Source organism: Sphingobacterium sp. 1.A.4 (assembly GCF_002734245.1).
GTDB lineage: Bacteria > Bacteroidota > Bacteroidia > Sphingobacteriales > Sphingobacteriaceae > Sphingobacterium > Sphingobacterium tenebrionis.
Map to the genome: position 1 here is coordinate 21,937 of NZ_PEAZ01000036.1, position 19,092 is coordinate 41,028.

Sequence of the window (19,092 nt, forward strand, 5' to 3'; positions counted from 1 at the left end):
TCCCTTAATTCAATAATAGTTGAAATAACTGCAACCAATTCGTTGCTTTTGGTTCTTTAATTTCAATAGATGGAACGGCTTTTAATTGGTGGAAATCTCCTTCAATCAATTCTTTCATTAAAATGGCTAATTGTTGTTCATCATCTGGATGGAAGAATGCTGTTAATTGGCTGTCCTGCGCTGTTTCATGTGCATATGGTAAATCTGCCAAAAGTATAGGCTTATTAGAAATTTTAAATTCAGAAATCGGCAATCCCCATGATTCAATTTTGGAAGGAAAAATCAAACAATCAGTTTTGTTATAACATTCCATTAACATACCTTTTGGAATAAAGCCCATGAAGTCAATTTGTGCTATATTTTTCCAATTTTTATACAACCATTCGGCATATTTATTTTCATTTCCCTTTACGGTAATTTTAACCTTAAAATCTGTAATATGGTATTTTTCAATCAATATTTTTGAAGCTTTGCATATTACTTCAAAATTCTTATGGCTGTTCGGTGAGCCTGCAAATAAAAAGCTTTTAACTTTTTGTATTTTGGAATTTGACTGAATTGCATGTTGCAAGGCCATATCTGGAGGGGAAACAATAATTCGTTTCTCGTTGAGATCAAACATTTGAGACAATGCTTTTCTAAACCATTCTTGTTGTACGACCAAATAATGGTTCTGATGGATATTTGTTTTATAAATGTATTTGGTCATCAAAGCAAAGAGAACAATTTTTGGCGCAAATATTACATCATGCATTTTCCAACGATAAAAGGAAAAAGAATTGTGGCAATAAACGGCCTGACGTTCCGCTTTTACGGTAGGGCTTGTATCATGTAATGAAAACCATAAATAAACAGGACTAATTTCTTTGGAAATACGGTTCATGGAAACATATTCGTACCATAATCTATTTGTCCATCTTTTTTTGGGCCAGGTGGTCTCTATATATTCAATATTAGGAAAATCTGCCAACTCCCGTTTAAAAACAATAGCTGTCACATGATAACCATGCTTAGGTGCAAAATCAGATAGAAATGCTAAACAATCTCTTAAAATAGCTAATGTGCCAGCTTCCACTAAATTAACAGCAGATATGACAATCTTTTTCATTTTTTAACAGTTAATTCAGTAAAAAGGTTTATCCATTTTTCCATGACGCGATCCTCGGAATAATTAATTGAATTTTCAAATGCCTTTCTACCCATTTCCCTTCTCCTATTTTCGCTATTCATTAATTCCAATAGTCGTTTTGCAAATAACGTTTCATTCTCCTCTGGAATTAAAAATCCATTTTCTCCATCAGTTATAATATCTTTCGGTCCACATTTACAAGCATAGGCGACCATAGGTAGACCACAGGCTTGTGCTTCTAACAAAGCCATAGGTAAACCTTCATACCTTGATGTTAATGCGATGATGGAACTATTAAGATATTCTTTCTCAATATTCTTAACTGGTCTTTCCAATGATACGCTATGTTGCAATTGAGCATCATTTATCTGTTGTTGTAGTTCACTTTCTAACGGACCTGAACCAAAAATCTTCAGTTTCCAATCTGGGTTCTGTTTATCCACTCTTTCCCAAATCCGTATTAAAGAATCGAAATGCTTTTGAAAATCATATCTTCCTACTGCTATTACTTGTTTGATATTTAATTCAGCCAAGCTATTGGGTGTAAAACTATTTGCATTTGGTATTACGAGAATATTGTTCAATGCACCCCAATAATTTTTGTCCTCTTCGGTTAATACTACAAATCGATCAAATAGTTTAATGGTTTTTAGATCCTGTTTACTACGCCATCTATCGACCAAGTTCCAAAGGCCTCCTCTTCCATATTGGATTCGTTTAAATCTCGAAAAATGAATTTCTGCTATTTTCTTACTTCCGTCTTTGATTTTTGAAATGATAGCTGCATCATGATCGAATAAGGATATGGTAATATCTGGTTTAATTTTTTGAAGAACCTTTTCTAAAGATGCTTTATGTTTTCGTTGTTTGCGTGGAAAATCTAATATTTTGGTCATTAGACCTTGATTATTATTTTCCGTATAATTTATATGAAGATCAATTTGGTCAATTTGTTCATTAAGTTGAAAATAGGGTTTTCTACCGAGTTGATCAGTGGTAATTATTGTTATTTGGTGGCCTAATTTACTCAAATAATTGGCTTTATTGGCCAATACTCTTTCCATCCCACCCGAATTAAACGTACCGAGGATACAATAGACTATTTTCATCTAATTTTTCATTATTACCTATTACATCCAATTCTTCAACTTCATTTTCTTCTTCGTCTGAAAACGTATCTAGGCAATAGAACAAGGCATAAATAAAGAAAATATCCGTTGCCACCTTAACCCAGAAAATAAAAGTTAATACCAAGAAAATAAGAAACATCATCCAATATTTTGGATACCGATTCATAAAATATAGTGCGTTAAAAACAAATAGAAAAGCAAAAACAGAAAAGCCAATTAATCCACAATAAAGAATAAAACGACAATATCCGATATCAGTACTGAATTCATATAAACCAAATTTTCCTGATCCTATAAGCCAGGTTTTTTGATCTTCAGGCCATATCCACATTTCTCGATTTAATTTATCAGTTGAACCTGTTCTCCATTCCCCATGTTCTATCCAATTAAAAAAACCTTCGAATGCGAATCGCATTTGATCATAGAATTCTTTATTGTTATTGTATAGATAGACGGAAATAAATATGGCAACAACTAAGAGAAATCCAAATAGAATCCCAAGTTTTATAGATTCCATCTTAACAATACTTCTAAACAAACCAGATCCTATAAAAAAATAGATCAATGAACTAGATACCCCAAGAATGGTTGTACGAGCAATCGCATTACCAATTACAGAAATGGTAAAAAAAGCAATCAATAACATGGCAATATACCATGAATTTTCTCGCGTTTTAATACTATTATTTAAGGATGATGTTATCAATACAAGGACAAGAGAAAACCGGACCCCTGCAGAATCAAGAGCAGCCCCTATTCCATACAAACGATTTACTTCATCAAAAAAATCCTGGCCTTGATTTACAATACTATCTACCAACAATTTAAAAGCAGGAATATTATCAATCATTAAAGCAGCAACACATTGAAAAAAACATACAGCAGCCAAATAATTTGTTAGGATCCTTAAGGAAGCAATTTCATGAACAATTCTAATAATATAACAGACCGCAAAAGCTCCAAAAAACCAAACAGAGAAGCTTACAATATAACTTGCATAGGAGTAATCTGTCGTATTATTTATATCAGTAGAATAATAGCAAATAAAAGAAAATAATAAAGATATAATAATGGAAATAAGCAACCCTCTACTTACAGTTAAATTCTGTGTTTTCAACCAGTTCAAACCAGCAAAACCAATACCCAAAACGCCCAACATCATCTTTGTATTGAGACTAGCAGGTAGAAAAGTAAAGCTTATTGGAAAAAAATAAAAGCTAACTATAACCGCAATAAATATGTAAGATATTATTTTGAACATTTTATAAATCAAGTTAATGATAAATAATTCCGTAAACTACTCTAATTATCACATAATAATGAAGTTTAACGAACCAAAATTGTTTTTTTGTAGCCATAAATTGTAAGAACCTAATTCGTAGCGATTGTGCTTTGTTTTCCATGGCATATTTATTCACTTCTGGAAATAAATTCAACCACCTGATATATTGTTTTTTTTGGCTACTAATTAGCATTGGAAGTTTAATATTCAATTTTAAAAAAGCCAAGAGATTTTCCAAATCAACCATATTATTGTTGGCCTTTAAAAAATTTTCTACTTCCTCCAAATTTCCACTAACTTCTTGAATATGTTTTTCAGCATAAACTTTGGTTAATGATTCTTGATTAGACTGTCCATAGTGATAAAATGCATCAGAAATTTGCCCTACTTTTTTTGCGTAATGAAATAATTTCACACTCACCATCAAATCTTCACCCATATTTTTCCCAGGAATGAACCTAATATTATGATCCTCATAAAGCTTTCGTTTAGCAAAAAATATCCAAAGATTCCAACGTAAATTCCCATTCAACATAAGCCTAATCGCATCTTGATTATCTTGAAAGGTTGCCTGAATCATTTTGCGTTCATTATTGGAAAATTTTAAATACCAATTGAAGCCCAAAATATCAAAATCTTCCTTTTCAGCCTTAGTAACCAATAATTCAATGGCATGATGATCTAATTGATCATCAGCATCCACATAATAAATATATTTACCTGTAGCTAAATCCAGTCCTGTATTCCTAGCGCAAGCCACTCCTCTGTTTACATCATGGTTTGCTAATACAATTATTACCTCCTTATTTCCATCAAATGAAGCCCGGAAATCCTTAAGCATTTTCAGACTTTCATCTTGGCTTGCATCATTTATAAATATCAGCTCCAGATATGGATAAGTTTGATTTCTTAAAGAGTCTAAACTTAAACCAATGGTTTTCTCCGCATTATATACAGGAATTATAATTGATACATAAGGCAATTTCATGTTTTAATCGTATTTTTTTTGAGTGTAATCTCCCTATTACCAGTAATTAAATTTATAAATGTGGGCATAATCCTTCTCAAGAATACATAAAGGTAATAGCAAATAAATAAACAGATAAATGGGATGATGAAATAAAACATAAGTTGCAACATGCAATCATTTGTTTTATTAATTCGAGCAAAAAATCCTTTTATCCAATTAATAATATAAATTTCATGAACAGCATAAATAAAGAATACAGAACCTGCGGTTTTGATTAAAAGGTTTGAAAGGTTATTGATTTTGCTTAACAAATATCCTCCGTAAAATACAGCCCAAATACCAATAATAGCATAAACACGGATTAATTGTTCGTAATATGGATATTGACTACTAATTAAGCAGACTATAATCAAAATCAAAGAAATAAGTATGAAAACTAAACCTATTTTATAATCAGTAATGATTAAGTCTAATTTTTTCAAACCAAAATAGGACCCAATTCCAAAAAATAAAATACCGGTTAAACTAAAACCTGGAATATTAATTTCTAGATTTAGTAAATAGGGTATCATTAACAGCAATATGCCAAATGCGCCAAGAAATCTGAACAATAAATAGAATAAAGGAGTCAATAGGGTCATACAAATTAAATCCCTAAGATACCAGAGCGGAAAATTTAATGGATAGTTCCAAAATATATCCATTAAACTGAGATTTTTAAATTCTTCACCTTCTATATTTGGAATACCCAATAAGTCGAAAACATTAACCTTAACTAGTATGCCGATAAGCATGAGTAAATTCGAAGCTAAATAGGGTATTAAAAGGGAAAAAATTCGTTTCCTAAGTTGTTCTTTATAAATAGTGATTGTAAATTCTTGTATTTTCAAAAAAAACAAATAACCGGAAAACACAAAAAAACTTGGAACAACAATTCGACTAAAGGTATGTGAAATTGCTTCGGAGACTAATATATAAATAGATTCAAAATCCCAAGACCATTTTACTGGCAGGATATCAAATCCAACCGTATGCCCAAATAATACAATGATCATTAAAGGCATTCTAAGTATGTTTATTACTTTTAGATTTTCAGTTTCTAAAGCTTTAAAAATCATTGATTTACAGAAAGATGATTTACTAATAGATTAACAATATTTAGATCTTTGGAGGAAAATTTCCTAGCAAAAAGGTATGGAGAACTTACAAGCTTATCAAAATCATCAGAACGCCAATCGATAATTTGATTATCTACCCATTGAATGTATCGCATACATCCTAATCCTTCATCCTGTTTGTTATATATATTTCCTCTAAAGTCAGAATTCCAACAAATTGTTTGTATGAAAATTTCATCAGGACAAAAAGTATTGGAGTACATTTTTTCAATTTCTTTTCTTTTTTTAATGATCAATTCTACAAAATCAGATGTCAGACTTACCCATTGGGTTCCTTTTTTAAAATTTGTTCCAGAATTCCTTTCGATGTTCAATTTTTCTTGAAGAACTAAATGGAGAGACCTAAATAGCTTTTTACTAATATTTATTAAACCATTATCTTTTCGAAAAGATTTCGGAAAAATATGAAACCTTTTAACTTTTCGCTTGATTTCTATTTTATTATCTTGTTGATAATAACCTATAAACTCTTTTCCATCATGTTTATCAAAAAATTGATGAATCTCATCTTGTGATTTAATAGGCATATCAACACCTGAAAGAAGATGAAAATATTGATAAGCATTTTTGTGAAATGCATTCTCAAATAAAATAAGCTCCGCTTCAACTACGGATACATCAGCCCACCTCACATCAACGCGATTTTCAAGCACAAATAATCTAGCATTATTTACAAATAATTCAGGAAGATTATTAACTTTTTTATCAAAATGAATAAATATATCATTCCTGTTATCATCTAATAACGTAATTAATTTCCTAAGGATAGGGAATTCATTATGTGCAAGTATTAAATAGGCATGTTTCTTCTTCATGATTTTACTTTATCTAGAATCTTATCAACCAGGTCCAAATGCTGTTCACTAAATTTTCTTGCAAATAATGCCTTAGATTGTTGTATTTGAGAATAATCATCCATAGTTAAAATGGTAGAATTTGCATCACCCACCTTATGAAAAAGATAACTCTCTAAAAATTTCATATTAAATTTTTTGTTCGATACGGCTAATTCAGTAGGTATGAATAATTCGTCCCCACACATGCTATATTTATATTTCTTTAGGATTTTTGATTGATTTTCTAAAAGATATTTTACGGCTTTATCCGTTAAACTCACCCAATTAGAAGCTTTAATAAATTTGGTTTTTTTATTGATTTTGAAATGAATTAATTCTTGAATTCGAATTCCAAAACGCCAAATCTTTTGAGTAGTTACGTTCGTTGAAAATGATTTCATCATCAGATTCAGTCTGTTTCCTTTTCTAATTAATTCTTCTGAAGAAAACGGCATAGTTGCAAAATATTCTACTTCATCTCGACCATTAAAAAATTGATGCATTACATCTTGATTTACTAAAGGAAGATGCGTGCCTGAAATAATATGATAATAATGGTAAGCACCGTACTGAGCACTCTCTTTAAATAAGGAAAATTCTGCTTCTATCTGTGATACATCTCCCCAGCGAACATCTATTCTTTTGTCACCTTCCAAAAACTTAAGTCTTGATTTATTAGTTTTTATTTGTGGAAGACTGCTTACTTTTCGATCAATATGAATGTAAATATCATTCCTGATATCATCTAATGTATCAACCAAGATTTGAAGGATATTGAAGTCCTGATGAGCTAAAATTAAAAAAGCATGTTTTGAACCCATATTTACAGCACATTAAATTTTTGAATAAATTTTTTCAATTGTTCCTGACCATTTTCATCAAAATAAGACATTTTATGGAGGCTGCATTTTGCTAAAACTGTTTCAATTTGCCAAAATTCGGCAGAACCATTGAATTTAGTCTGTAGAATATGAGGAAATACATCACTCAACAACATACATTTTTGGTCTTTCAGTTGATTTTCTATTAAATGTTGGTAAAGAATCTGATAGAAAAAATAATCTATAGGTTTACTTTCTTTTTGCCAATAATATAATAATAGATTTAGACTGTCTCCGATAACTTTATTACCTTTTTTAGCAAAAATAATACTATTTAAAACCTTGACTCTAAAGTTTTTATCCCATCCCCAATAATATGCATAGGACTGTTCCCAAAAGGTTTTATGCTCCTCATTGGGATCCCTTTGAAACATGAAATAAGGTAAATCCATCATTTTTTTGGGAAGGGAATCTGTTAGCAAAATGGTTGCATCCAACCAGACACCTCCATAATGGTATAATAAAGCTAACCGAAGAATATCAGAAAAGAAGGTTCTACTTAATGATCCATTGTGAAGTTTATCTATTAAATAAGAAGGAAATTCAAGGTAATCAGCAATATTTTTATCATTTAACCTAATAACTGAAAAGTCTTCGCAATATTTGTCTACACTTTTAAAACAAAGATTGACGACTTCAGGCAATGTATTATTTTCAACTCCTTGCCCCCAGTATTGCCAGATAATTTGATCTGAAGAAAGCTCTTTAACCCTTTTTACTACTGGAATTTCAAGCTGGTTTTGGTAATAGTTTTCGACCACAGGTTTCCAATAATTAGAAACCATGGAATGTTTCCTTTTAATTTTAGCACTTCTTATAGTAGACCAAATTTTTCTTAACATATAATTCTCAAGTAGTAAAATTAGGCTTTAAGCTTCCTATATCCATTTATTACATATTCATATAGATTACCAATTATCGCAAATGAAAGTATTTTAGATAACATCTCCATTTTTTGGTTAGTACGCCACTGTTTTTTGTAAACCAGTGGTAATTTATTATAATATTGCCACCAAATATTAAATTTTACGGTTTGGTTGTTCCATGGTTTTGCTCCTGTGTAATGTATATTTCCATGGTGTTGCACTTTCTCCCAATCCTCTAATTTGTATCTTCTTAAAAATTCTCTTTTATATTGTGGCAAAAAATAAGTTCGGATACTGTTATAAATAGGTTCTAAACCTAAAACCATTCCTTTACAATACATATTTAACACATCTTGATCAGGAAATTGGAGATATGGTACTTTCAATCCATCAATTAAAGTAGTGCTCAGGTTATCCGCCCTCATTTTATTCAAATTCATGATTAGAAATCCAGAATTAAAATAGTACCCCGGTTCACAACCTATCTGCTTTAAATATGGCTTTTGGCTATCTAATGCTGCTTCATATACAGCTGCTAAATAATAATTTTTTAAATCTACAGTATGATAAAGTTGATTCAGATCATTTCTAACAATTATATCACAGTCTAAATAGAGTACTTGTTCGTAATCTTTTAATATTTCTGGAAGTAATAATCTAAATGAAGCTGCAATAGTGTATCGTTCATCTATATATACACCTTCCAATGCCCCCGAAAGATTTATGAATTTTAATGTTAATCTCTTCGGATCCAAATTATCAAGTAACTTTATCTGGTCTGAAGCTAGCTCTTCAGTTAATAAACAAATTACTTCATAAATAGCTGTAGGGGAAGAATTTTTAAGTATGGACGATATACAGGTAACAGCAGGAATAAAATAATTCGGTGTAAAAGCAAGTGCAATAGGTGTGACTTTTTTCATTTTAAAATTTAGCAAGGGAGTTATTTACCTATAATTTTATCTTTGAAATATCTCAAAATCAATTTGAACTGATCTTTTGGAGATAAAATCTCACATTTTCTAACTACACCTAATTTATGGATAGGTAAATGTCGAACAACTAATTGATAATAATCATACATGGATTTGGCATATAATTTTTCCCATCTAATTTCATGTAAGCAATATTTATCAATTTCATTTTCTGCGGTAGGAAAAGTTAAGTTCTTAAACCAATTGAATAACTGAGTATTTGCACTTAATTTATCATCAATTTTTCCTAAATTACTTGATAGGTGTATACTAGAAATTCTAAAATTAAAAGCCCTCGATCCTATTGATCCAATACCATTATCAGTCATCTGAATTACGGAAGCTGTATCTGAACCAAATGCTGATGGAAAATCAATGAATTTTAATTCCTTTATTTTAGAACTCTTAAATAAATAATTACCAATACAAGTAAATACCGTTGCATTCAACCAATAAAATACGAACTCTATTTTACTTGAATATTCTGGTATAAATCCATCCAATCCAATTATTTCATTGTTTTCATTAATGATTTTAATAGGAGAATGAACAATATCTAAGTTTGGATATTTATTCATAATGGTCATACCGGATGATAAAAAGTCTGGTTCATATAAATCATCATCAGCTGCTAAAACTAAATATTCTCCATTAGCAAATTGTAAGCAATGGTTCCACTGATTAACTAGATTAGCACCACCTATATTTATTTCATTTTTGAAATATTTAATCCGCGGGTCATCAAAGAGTTCCACAATTTTTTTTAAACCTTCAGGAGAGCAATCATCTACAATGATTAATTCAAAATTTGAATAGGTTTGATTCAAAATACTTTGAATTGCTGATTTTAAAAATTTAGCTTTATACGCAGGTAAAAGAAACGTAATTAAGTCCATGATCTACGTTATTTTGAAGGAATTATTCTACCAGGAATTCCGACCACAATTGCCTCTTCTATTAATATATCTTTAGTAACAATAGATCCCGCCCCTATTTTTACCCCATTAGCAATCGTAATACCTCCTAATATTTGGGCCCCCTGCCCTATATCCACATAATCTCCAATAATCGGAGAAGTATCGTGAAAACTACCTTTGCTTCCAATACAACAATTACCATGAATCGTACAATGTTTTCCTATCTTTGCATTTGGATTAATAATTATGGAGCCATAATGATAAATTTTCAAATCTTCATCAAAACATCCTGCGGGGATAAAAAATCCTAATTTTCTACCCAAAATATTTTTTCTGCGTTGATAATAATATTTTAAAAATTTACTTGGCTTTATATATGAATAATATTCTTCTTTCCGAAGTGCTATCATAAATCTTCGAATCCAATACTGTTCGGATTGTAGTATTAAATCCAATAGCCATTCTTTAGAAAGAAATCTTGGATAATAAATTCGTGAATCTTTAGCAAGGAAAGTTTTTATATTCATAATATTAATCATCTAAAACATCTTTTACAACTTGTAAATATTGATGACCAAATTTTAAATCTGGTTCTAAATGATTTCCTTCTGCCCATTCGTTCCAAGATTTAATAAAAATAATTTGATTTTCAGACGCATACGATTCCACTCTTTTTTTAGCATTCAACAAAGCCTTCTTAAAAAGATCAGGAGTAGAATCATGCAAAACGAATCCATTAACACCACTTCTTGGACTATTGTCCCAATTTGGAATTACTGTAGGATAATATAAATTTTCACCTGCATCTTCATTAAAATCTTGAATTGCGTCCTTATAGTTATAAATCCTTGTAGGTCTTTTAAAATATTTTTTATAATACTTTGAAAGCCGACTTGTTTTTGCTCTCCTATAAAGATCAACCACTTTATTGGCAGATTTCAAATAACTATCTTTTGTATGGACAGCAGGAGTTAATGCATCAAAACCATTCTCTTTGCAATCCCAATCAACTTCAACGTTTGTAGCCACTAAATGAAGCCCCTTTAGTCCATTTTTGTCTGCTAATTCTCTAAACGTTTTAACAAAAAGTTTTAAATCTGGTATTTGCAGAGGCTGATAAACCAGAAATAAAGGCTTTCCATTAATTTTAATGTATCTATCATCTTTGAATGCAGGTAAAAGATAATTGAAATGTGAAATATAATCAGAAACACCAGGATAGACCTGTTCCATTAATACAGTCTTTGGATTTCCATGCCAAATACCACTCCAAGATTCATTTGCCCAAGCTAGACAGAATGGGAAATTAGGTTCACCACTTTCTAAAACTTCGTTAAAAGGTCTTTCCAAGATTCTTTTCCCATTTCCGAACCAATAATGCCAATAACAAAATCCTCCTATTCCATATTTTTCTGCAAGTTCTGCCTGTGCTTTTCTAGATTCTGGCAAACGAAGATCATAAAAACCCAAATCAGCTGGAACATGCGGTTGGTAATGTCCTGGAAACAATGGTTTTGCTTTGGCCACATTGGTCCATTCTGTAAATCCATTTCCCCACCATAAATCATTTTCTGGTATTGGATGAAATTGAGGTAAATAGAATGCTATGGTTTTAATTTTTGTCATAGATAATTGTTTCTGTTTAATAAAATCTAAAAATCAGAATTCCTTATAAATCAGTTTCGATTGGCTTTTCTTTAATTATGAATAATTTTAACCTTCTTTTTATTTTTTTTAAAATTTCTCTTATTTTAAATTTCAACTTAGTTCTTCTTTTTAATTCCCTATGAACTTCAATTAAAATATCAGGCTTATTTGACTTTATCTGATGGATTACTCTATCAAATTCAAGATTATCTTTTATTTGAAGAATTAATTCACAGAGTACATAAATATGCCTTCGCTTCAATTCCGAAAAATCGTATAAATCTATGCCGATGGATCTATTTTTATCAAATAAATAACATTCTGTTTCGTATAAATCCATTTCACGTGTTATTAAATTGAAAATATTTTTTGATCTTGAAGCACTTTCTTCTAATATTCTATATACACATGTTACCTCATTAATGAAGTGAACGCTCGACTTTACTAAAAAATTTGCATAGATATAATAGGAAATATCTAATGAAGGAATAAACTCCTTTAATATTTCATTTAAAGATTGAGTTTTTATCATCCAGGAGCATGGTGCCATATATCCTCTATCCCAAATGAATTGCTTGAAATCTAGATGGATTGGAAAGTTTTTCGATCCAATAACTTTCCTATTCCAACTATTTGCATTCTGAAAATAAAAACCCGTATTGGTAGCACATAAATCTAAGTATGAATTTTGTTCGAAAACTTCAATTTGTTTTTTTAATTTTTCGGTATCAGTCCAGTAATCATCACCCTCACAAAATGGTACATATGGAGTTTTTACATGACTTAATGCCCAGAGAAAATTTCCTTTAACACCTAAATTCTTCGAAGGTCTTAGATAATTAATTTTTATATTTGAATTTTTATCATGGTTATTTAATATGGAAAAAATAATTTCTTCCGTATTATCTGGAGAACAATCATTTGAAATTATCAGTTCAATTATACCTTCATAATTTTGTGATAATACAGAATTAATAGCCTCTTTAATGAATCTCTCATGACCATATGTAATCATTACTACAGATATAGTAGAATTATTTACCATTTTCCTCAATGTACCTTAAAAGTTCTTAATAATTTTTCCAGGTATTCCTACTACAGTACAATTATCCGGAATGTTTTTAGTAATTACTGCGCCAGCACCAACAATCACATTTTTGCCAATTGTAACTTGGGGTAAAATTGTACTGTTGGTACCTAAAAACGAATGATTACCAATTTTACAATTTCCAGATATAGCCACTCCTGGACATACTTCAACAAAATTTCCTATTTCTACATCATGTCCTATAGAAGATAGCTGATTTATTAAACATCCGTTTCCAATTTTTATGTCATTTGTAATTACAACTTGTTGCATAATGTTAATTCCTACGCCTAATTCTACCCCATAGGAACCAATTGTAGATGTATTAGAGATAAGATTAATTGGTTTACCTCTTAAACTAATAAATGTGTTGAAAGCATGTTCTCTAATTTTTGGTCCACCAACTCCAATAGTGAAATGGGAATCTATATTAGAAAAATATTTTACAGCGTCTTCATCATTCTTTATAATATTAAATTTACCATATAGTTTTTCAGGAGATTCTAAACTTATATTATCAAAAAAGGCCAATTTATTAAGTTTGCGATTTTGCTTTACTACCTCTAAAACCTCCTTGGCTAAGCCCTTAGCTCCAAATACTAGCATATTCTAATTATTTTGTTCTCTTAATATTAACCTACATATCCAATCAACTTCTTCATTAGTTAAATCATAATACAATGGTAGGCATAACATTCTTTTAGAAAGATCATCGGATATAGTCATCTCAACTGAACCTAAATAAGGTAAACTTGATGATAAACTTGGATAAAAATATCTTCTAGTAAATATTTCGTTCGCATCTAATGCTTTTTTTATTTTTAATAGTAAATTTTCAGATGAGATAATGTAGGGTAAATAAGCACCGTTGTTTTCTGAATCTTTATGCCATTTTGGATTCACGGCTTTAAAATTTTCAAGTTTCTCAGAATATCTATTTATAATTTCAAGTCTGCGAGCAATGATTTGATCGATATATTTCAAATTGACCAAACCCATTGCTGCATGAAATTCAGAATTCTTACCATTAATTCCAAGTTCACCAAAACTATCGAATCCTGTAATACCAAAGTTCCTAATTAATGAAAGTTTCTTCAACAAATTTGGATCTTTTGTAAAAACTAATCCACCTTCTGTACTATGATAAAGTTTAGTTGCATGTAAACTGCAAATAGAAATATCACCATATTCAAAAATTGAACGGCCATTTATTTTAACGCCAAAAGAATGCGCACCATCATAAATCACTTTAAGATTATATTGTTTAGCAATTTCTTCAATTGCTAGGACATCACATGGATTTCCATAAACATGAGTTGCTAAGATTGCTTTTGTATCTTTCGTTATAGAAGCAATAATTTTGTTGGGATCTATATTTAAAGTTTCCGGATCTATATCCACAAAAACCGGCTTGCACCCTTCCCAAACAATTGAAGAAGTAGTTGCAACAAATGAAAATGGAGTTGTTATAATCTCTCCATTAATTTCTAGTGCCTTAATGGTCATCTGAAGTGCAATGGTCCCATTAGTAACAAATAAAACATGATTTAAACATAAATATTCCTTTAAATCCATTTCCAGTTTACTGGCTAAGGGGCCCATATTTGTTATCCATTCCCTTGACCAAATACCTTGTAGGAAATTATGATATTCTTCAATAGGAGGTAAAAAAGGCTTTGTAACAGGTATCATATATGTTATGTTTAAAGACCTTGTAAATCAGTTAATTTTTGAAAATAGGTTGAATTCTTTTTAAGTTCTTCAAAGGTACCAGATGAGGTTATTTGCCCATGTTCCATTAGATAAATTATGTCAGCGTTTTTAATTGTTGATAATCGATGAGCTATGGAAATGATAGTAATTTTACCTTTAAGCTTATCTATACTTTCCTTAATTATTTGTTCTGTTTCAGAATCCAAAGCAGAAGTAGCTTCATCCATAATTAATAAATCAACATTTCTATAAAGTTCTCGAGCAATAGATATCCTCTGTTTCTGCCCTCCAGAAATATTAATTCCATTATTTCCTAAAAGAGTATCTTCTTTATTAACTAGGGTTTGGATATAATTATTTAATCCACTTAGACTTAATGTATAGTGGAATTTTGCAAGATTTTCTTGGTTCTTTTCATCCCAAAAAGTAATATTTTCAAATATACTTGCATTGAATATTGTTGGATCTTGAGTGATATAACCTATTTTTCCTCTATAAACAGAATTATTTATTGAATTCATGTTTTCCCCATTGATATGAATAGTTCCAGAATTATTAGGTAATAAAGTTGAAATTATATTTACTAAACTAGTTTTTCCTGAGCCAGATTCTCCAACCAATGCTATTGATTGATTTTTATTGATATTTAGATTGATATTATTTAAAATTTTATGATCTGAAAAGGTTAAATCAACGTCTTTCAATTCAATAGAATCAATATGATCTATGGTTTTAGAACCGTTATTATTTTCACGATTTGAATCTAAATAATTTTGAAACTCTTGAACATTTTCTACAGAGCCAATATTGGCTAAATAATTATTCCAATTGGTTTGTATATCCACAATTTTTTGCATCGCTCTATAGAAAAACAATAAAATAATCATTATTGCCGCTAATGGAGATTGAAAAAAAATGATGTGAACTGCTATTACAAGACATATAATGGCAATTGTCATTGGTTCTCGTAAAGCAGATAATTTTGCATTAAGTTTTGCGACTTCTATGCCGCTAGAAATTAGGTTAGATAATTCTTTTTGTAGACGTTTAAAGAAATCAATGCTTCGTCCTGTAGCTTTCAAATATTTATAATGATTTACTACTTCGATTACTACACCACCATATCTATGGTTATTCTTTGTGATTTCTCTTGAAAGTCTTTCAGTTTTTTTGTAAAAATACTTATATATGAAATTAGATAACAATCCACCAATAGTAACTAAAATTGAAAACTTCCAATCTAAAAAGAATGCAAATCCTAGATAAATAATAACGAACATGCCATTTTTAATCGTTTCCAAATATTGGTTACAAGCGAAAACAACTTGCCATGCCTCACCTATTAAAGAGTTCTGCAAACGACCTATATCAATTCCTATAAATTCTTTGTATTTTAAATCTCTTACTCCATCAATCATTTTTGATCGGATTTCTTTAGAGAACATTTGTTGGTTAATAGCTAGGTATTTTCCTGCATAATAAAAGCATACTCCTTTAATTGTAAATAAGATAACAATCAAGATTAACATATTGATAGGATTCAATTCTAATTTTAAGGATTCAAAAAAGATTTGAATAAAATGGTATATTTTATCTTCAGAACCTACTGTATTACCGTCTGAAATTTGAATTAATGGTACGAACATAGCTATACCTATACTGTCCATTATTACCATTAAAAAACTAAATATTAATAATAAAAATAGTCTTGATCCTAAATATTGATAGAAAAAATATAAGGTGGAAAATTTACTTTTTAAAAATGATTTCATTTATATTATTTTTTCCAATGCTATTTAATAATTCTTTCTGGAAAGAGAAAAGATTTGCCTATATAATATATCAGCTTAAAATGTAAAATAGGCCTAATTTTATTGAATTTTGGATAATACTTCAATATTTGCTTATATCTTTCAGTCTTATTATCAAGGAATCTAATTGCATTCCTAATGAATTTTTTATATATTAAATACTCTGTAAAATCATTTTTTGGATGGTTGTAATTAGAACCCAATTCTTCTTTAACCAATATGTTAGATAAAAACCAATTTTTATCAGGATTCCCTTTAGAAAAATGATGTACTAATATATTGTTAATTACATAATTATTATATTTCTTGGCAATTCTAAGGCTTATGGATAGATCATAACTATGAAATCCTTCCAATGTTTCATCAAATTGAAATTCATTAAATACCTCCTTTCTAATAGCTAAAAATAATCCATCAATACCAAATACTCTATTTCGTATATTATGACATTGGAATATACTTTCTGTTTCAGTACCTTTGCCATGAATTAAATGAATAAAATTGTATGGTTCCATCATTCCCCAATCATTTGGTGCTTGAGGTACATAATTGCTTCCCGCTAATCCAATTATACCTACATCCTCTTCATTAAGATGTTTGATTAATAATTTGCCCCAATTAAAGGTTTTAAATTCAACGTCTTCGTGTAAAAAAAGTAGATATGAAAATAAACTTTTTGAAGCTCCTAAATTATATGCCTGTCCAATACTCATTTCTCCATAATTCGGTACTCTTATAATTTCATATTCTATACCGATTGTCCTTAAAATATTATCTTCTAAGTTTTTATATAAATATTCCTTATGAGATGAAACAATTATTGACAGCATTTTATTTAAAAAATATTTTATTATAAAAAATTAATTTTTCTAGGGACTAAAAGGCTTTTAGTGATAAAGTAAATTAATTTTAAATGATATAATACCCTAAAGTGATCAAATTTTGGGTAAAATTTTATGTTTGATTTAAATCTTACCAGATTTGATCTTTCAAATTTGTTATTATTCATTATAAATCTCTTAAAAGCCAAATATTCTATATAATCAACTTTTTTAAAATTAAAATCTGAACCTACTTCTTCCCTAATTTTTATATTAAAAAGAAACCAATTCTTATCAGGTTTGCCATGAGAAAAATGTAAAAGTTTAATATTGCTAATAACATAATTATAGTATTTTCTTGCAATTCTCAAACTTATAGACAGATCATAGGAATGAAAGCCAAGAATATTTTCATCAAATTTAAATTCTAAAAAAACTGATTTTTTTATTCCTAAAAATACACCATCTAAAGAATATACTTGATTCACTTCTTGTAATGGTACAGACAAATTATTGTGGATTTCAGAATCGTGATGAATGACATTAATAAAGTTGTGTGGTCCGCATGTGAACCAATCATTCGGTACCTGTGGAACATAATTACTTCCCGCCAATCCAACGACACCAACATTCTCCAAATTTAAATGAGCAATCAATTTCTCACCCCAATTTTCCGTCAAAAACTCCACATCCTCATGCAAAAACAATAAATATGGAAATTGAGATTTATCAGCTCCTTTATTATAAGCCTGCCCAATACTCATTTCACCATAATTAGGAATACGAATGATCTCATGCTCAATCCCAATGGTCTTAGCAACATTTAAAACCAAATTATTGTACAGATCTTCCTTATGCGATGAAACAATTATAGATAGCATACTTTAGAATTACTTACCAAACTCCTCCTTCAACATTCTTCTCAATCCCTCCTCCATAGCATACGGAGGAACAAATCCAGAAGACATTGCCTTTTTAGAATCATATTTGGTCACTGCACAAAACTTCTTAACCCGAACTGAACTGATCGCCAATTTCTTCCTGCTCAAAAACGCCAGGACATCAAATCCATATCCACCCAACATCCCGATCCAATAAGGAATATGCGTCGTCGGGATCTTCTTGTCCAAAATCTCCCCTGTATGGTAAACCAAATCATTCGTCGTAAAATCAGGTTTATCTACGTAATTAAAAACATGATAACCCGCTACCCTCTCCTTCACCAAAAATTCTATAAAAGCAATTACATTACCAACATAAGACATGGATTTTTGATTCTTTCCATCTCCTACCATCATAAATTTACCGGATGCAATCTGGTTTAGCAAATTAAAAACGTTTCCCCTATTCCCTTCACCAAAAATAACCGTTGGTCTTACCACATTAATATTCCAATCTGCATGCGTTTTATACCATTCCTGGAGCACCTGCTCCGCTTCCCATTTACTCTTTCCATAATGGTTAAATGGATCAGCTGGAAACGACTCATCCGGATTATCCTTATCCAAGCCATAAACAGCCACAGAACTGGTAAAGATCAATCGCTTGATCCCATTGGCCTCCATGGCCTCCAGGGTATTACGCATCCCCTGCACATTTACATCATAATACAACGACACAGGAGAAACATCATCCCGATGTTCCGCAGCCAACAAAATAACCAAATCAAATCCCGCTAAACCCTTACTTAATGATTCTTTATCCAGCACATTACATTTCAATGTGATAGCAGGAAACATCAAGCTTTCCGCTTTATCAAGATTGATCAATTCATATAATCCTGATTTGTACAAACGCTCTAACAATTTCGTTCCTACAAATCCAGATCCACCAATAATGGCAATTTTCAT

19 protein-coding genes are annotated in these 19,092 nt (G+C 30.3%); all 19 read right to left on the bottom strand.

Annotated elements, in window-relative coordinates; genetic code table 11:
- Window positions 1-4 precede the first annotated feature (4 nt).
- On the bottom strand, window positions 5-1,108 hold the full coding sequence (locus CRJ00_RS03840; RefSeq protein WP_099365564.1) for a glycosyltransferase: 1,104 nt from the start codon (window positions 1,106-1,108) through the stop codon (window positions 5-7).
- The gene (locus CRJ00_RS03845; RefSeq protein ID WP_257213678.1) at window positions 1,105-2,193 is read right to left on the bottom strand and encodes a glycosyltransferase family 4 protein; all 1,089 of its coding nucleotides are present in this window, start codon (window positions 2,191-2,193) and stop codon (window positions 1,105-1,107) included. Before CRJ00_RS03845 ends, CRJ00_RS03840 begins: the two co-directional genes overlap by 4 nt.
- Before the next feature lie 10 nt (window positions 2,194-2,203).
- Window positions 2,204-3,421, bottom strand: coding sequence for a hypothetical protein (locus CRJ00_RS03850; protein WP_218962175.1), 1,218 nt, complete (start codon window positions 3,419-3,421; stop codon window positions 2,204-2,206).
- Window positions 3,422-3,533: 112 nt separating this feature from the next.
- Window positions 3,534-4,529, bottom strand: a complete 996-nt coding sequence (locus tag CRJ00_RS03855; protein ID WP_099365566.1) for a glycosyltransferase family 2 protein — start codon at window positions 4,527-4,529, stop codon at window positions 3,534-3,536.
- Window positions 4,526-5,629: an acyltransferase family protein gene (locus tag CRJ00_RS03860; RefSeq protein WP_099365567.1), complete on the bottom strand. Its 1,104-nt coding sequence runs from the start codon at window positions 5,627-5,629 to the stop codon at window positions 4,526-4,528. The genes CRJ00_RS03855 and CRJ00_RS03860 overlap by 4 nt, the downstream gene beginning before the upstream one ends.
- Window positions 5,626-6,504 carry a beta-1,6-N-acetylglucosaminyltransferase gene (locus CRJ00_RS03865; protein WP_099365568.1) on the bottom strand — a complete coding sequence of 293 codons (879 nt, stop codon included), beginning with the start codon at window positions 6,502-6,504 and terminating at the stop codon, window positions 5,626-5,628. The genes CRJ00_RS03860 and CRJ00_RS03865 overlap by 4 nt, the downstream gene beginning before the upstream one ends.
- The gene (locus CRJ00_RS03870; RefSeq protein ID WP_099365569.1) at window positions 6,501-7,346 is read right to left on the bottom strand and encodes a beta-1,6-N-acetylglucosaminyltransferase; all 846 of its coding nucleotides are present in this window, start codon (window positions 7,344-7,346) and stop codon (window positions 6,501-6,503) included. The genes CRJ00_RS03865 and CRJ00_RS03870 overlap by 4 nt, the downstream gene beginning before the upstream one ends.
- Before the next feature lie 2 nt (window positions 7,347-7,348).
- A complete protein-coding gene (locus CRJ00_RS03875) occupies window positions 7,349-8,248 on the bottom strand; it encodes a capsular polysaccharide synthesis protein (protein ID WP_099365570.1) in 900 nt (299 codons plus the stop codon).
- A gap of 20 nt (window positions 8,249-8,268) precedes the next feature.
- Complete coding sequence (locus CRJ00_RS03880; RefSeq protein WP_099365571.1) at window positions 8,269-9,195, bottom strand: glycosyltransferase family 8 protein; 927 nt, start codon at window positions 9,193-9,195, stop codon at window positions 8,269-8,271.
- Window positions 9,196-9,215: 20 nt separating this feature from the next.
- Window positions 9,216-10,142, bottom strand: coding sequence for a glycosyltransferase (locus CRJ00_RS03885; RefSeq protein ID WP_099365572.1), 927 nt, complete (start codon window positions 10,140-10,142; stop codon window positions 9,216-9,218).
- Between the two features lie 8 nt (window positions 10,143-10,150).
- On the bottom strand, window positions 10,151-10,702 hold the full coding sequence (locus CRJ00_RS03890; protein WP_218962176.1) for a serine O-acetyltransferase: 552 nt from the start codon (window positions 10,700-10,702) through the stop codon (window positions 10,151-10,153).
- A complete protein-coding gene (locus tag CRJ00_RS03895) occupies window positions 10,695-11,789 on the bottom strand; it encodes a glycosyltransferase WbsX family protein (RefSeq protein WP_099365573.1) in 1,095 nt (364 codons plus the stop codon). Before CRJ00_RS03895 ends, CRJ00_RS03890 begins: the two co-directional genes overlap by 8 nt.
- Window positions 11,790-11,832: 43 nt before the next feature.
- Window positions 11,833-12,855: a glycosyltransferase gene (locus CRJ00_RS03900; RefSeq protein WP_099365574.1), complete on the bottom strand. Its 1,023-nt coding sequence runs from the start codon at window positions 12,853-12,855 to the stop codon at window positions 11,833-11,835.
- Window positions 12,856-12,870: 15 nt separating this feature from the next.
- Window positions 12,871-13,503: an acetyltransferase gene (locus CRJ00_RS03905; protein ID WP_099365575.1), complete on the bottom strand. Its 633-nt coding sequence runs from the start codon at window positions 13,501-13,503 to the stop codon at window positions 12,871-12,873.
- Between the two features lie 3 nt (window positions 13,504-13,506).
- On the bottom strand, window positions 13,507-14,589 hold the full coding sequence (locus CRJ00_RS03910; RefSeq protein WP_099365576.1) for a DegT/DnrJ/EryC1/StrS family aminotransferase: 1,083 nt from the start codon (window positions 14,587-14,589) through the stop codon (window positions 13,507-13,509).
- A gap of 11 nt (window positions 14,590-14,600) precedes the next feature.
- Window positions 14,601-16,382 (bottom strand): ABC transporter ATP-binding protein, encoded by a 1,782-nt coding sequence (locus tag CRJ00_RS03915; RefSeq protein WP_099365577.1) that lies wholly within the window; start codon window positions 16,380-16,382, stop codon window positions 14,601-14,603.
- 20 nt (window positions 16,383-16,402) lie between these two features.
- Window positions 16,403-17,251, bottom strand: a complete 849-nt coding sequence (locus tag CRJ00_RS03920) for a glycosyltransferase (protein WP_099365578.1) — start codon at window positions 17,249-17,251, stop codon at window positions 16,403-16,405.
- Window positions 17,252-17,271: 20 nt separating this feature from the next.
- Window positions 17,272-18,123, bottom strand: coding sequence for a glycosyltransferase (locus CRJ00_RS03925; RefSeq protein ID WP_099365579.1), 852 nt, complete (start codon window positions 18,121-18,123; stop codon window positions 17,272-17,274).
- A gap of 9 nt (window positions 18,124-18,132) precedes the next feature.
- Entirely contained in the window at window positions 18,133-19,092 is a 960-nt protein-coding gene (locus tag CRJ00_RS03930) for an NAD-dependent epimerase/dehydratase family protein (protein WP_099365580.1), read from the bottom strand.

Excerpts from the sequence above, each read along its gene's own strand:
- CRJ00_RS03840 (WP_099365564.1), bottom strand. The coding sequence starts at position 1,108 with ATGAAAAAGATTGTCATATCTGCTGTTAATTTAGTGGAAGCTGGCACA.
- CRJ00_RS03845 (WP_257213678.1), bottom strand. The coding sequence starts at position 2,193 with ATGGAAAGAGTATTGGCCAATAAAGCCAATTATTTGAGTAAATTAGGC.
- CRJ00_RS03850 (WP_218962175.1), bottom strand. The coding sequence starts at position 3,421 with ATGATGTTGGGCGTTTTGGGTATTGGTTTTGCTGGTTTGAACTGGTTG.
- CRJ00_RS03855 (WP_099365566.1), bottom strand. The coding sequence starts at position 4,529 with ATGAAATTGCCTTATGTATCAATTATAATTCCTGTATATAATGCGGAG.
- CRJ00_RS03860 (WP_099365567.1), bottom strand. The coding sequence starts at position 5,629 with ATGATTTTTAAAGCTTTAGAAACTGAAAATCTAAAAGTAATAAACATA.
- CRJ00_RS03865 (WP_099365568.1), bottom strand. The coding sequence starts at position 6,504 with ATGAAGAAGAAACATGCCTATTTAATACTTGCACATAATGAATTCCCT.
- CRJ00_RS03870 (WP_099365569.1), bottom strand. The coding sequence starts at position 7,346 with ATGGGTTCAAAACATGCTTTTTTAATTTTAGCTCATCAGGACTTCAAT.
- CRJ00_RS03875 (WP_099365570.1), bottom strand. The coding sequence starts at position 8,248 with ATGTTAAGAAAAATTTGGTCTACTATAAGAAGTGCTAAAATTAAAAGG.
- CRJ00_RS03880 (WP_099365571.1), bottom strand. The coding sequence starts at position 9,195 with ATGAAAAAAGTCACACCTATTGCACTTGCTTTTACACCGAATTATTTT.
- CRJ00_RS03885 (WP_099365572.1), bottom strand. The coding sequence starts at position 10,142 with ATGGACTTAATTACGTTTCTTTTACCTGCGTATAAAGCTAAATTTTTA.
- CRJ00_RS03890 (WP_218962176.1), bottom strand. The coding sequence starts at position 10,702 with ATGATTAATATTATGAATATAAAAACTTTCCTTGCTAAAGATTCACGA.
- CRJ00_RS03895 (WP_099365573.1), bottom strand. The coding sequence starts at position 11,789 with ATGACAAAAATTAAAACCATAGCATTCTATTTACCTCAATTTCATCCA.
- CRJ00_RS03900 (WP_099365574.1), bottom strand. The coding sequence starts at position 12,855 with ATGGTAAATAATTCTACTATATCTGTAGTAATGATTACATATGGTCAT.
- CRJ00_RS03905 (WP_099365575.1), bottom strand. The coding sequence starts at position 13,503 with ATGCTAGTATTTGGAGCTAAGGGCTTAGCCAAGGAGGTTTTAGAGGTA.
- CRJ00_RS03910 (WP_099365576.1), bottom strand. The coding sequence starts at position 14,589 with ATGATACCTGTTACAAAGCCTTTTTTACCTCCTATTGAAGAATATCAT.
- CRJ00_RS03915 (WP_099365577.1), bottom strand. The coding sequence starts at position 16,382 with ATGAAATCATTTTTAAAAAGTAAATTTTCCACCTTATATTTTTTCTAT.
- CRJ00_RS03920 (WP_099365578.1), bottom strand. The coding sequence starts at position 17,251 with ATGCTGTCAATAATTGTTTCATCTCATAAGGAATATTTATATAAAAAC.
- CRJ00_RS03925 (WP_099365579.1), bottom strand. The coding sequence starts at position 18,123 with ATGCTATCTATAATTGTTTCATCGCATAAGGAAGATCTGTACAATAAT.
- CRJ00_RS03930 (WP_099365580.1), bottom strand. The coding sequence starts at position 19,092 with ATGAAAATTGCCATTATTGGTGGATCTGGATTTGTAGGAACGAAATTG.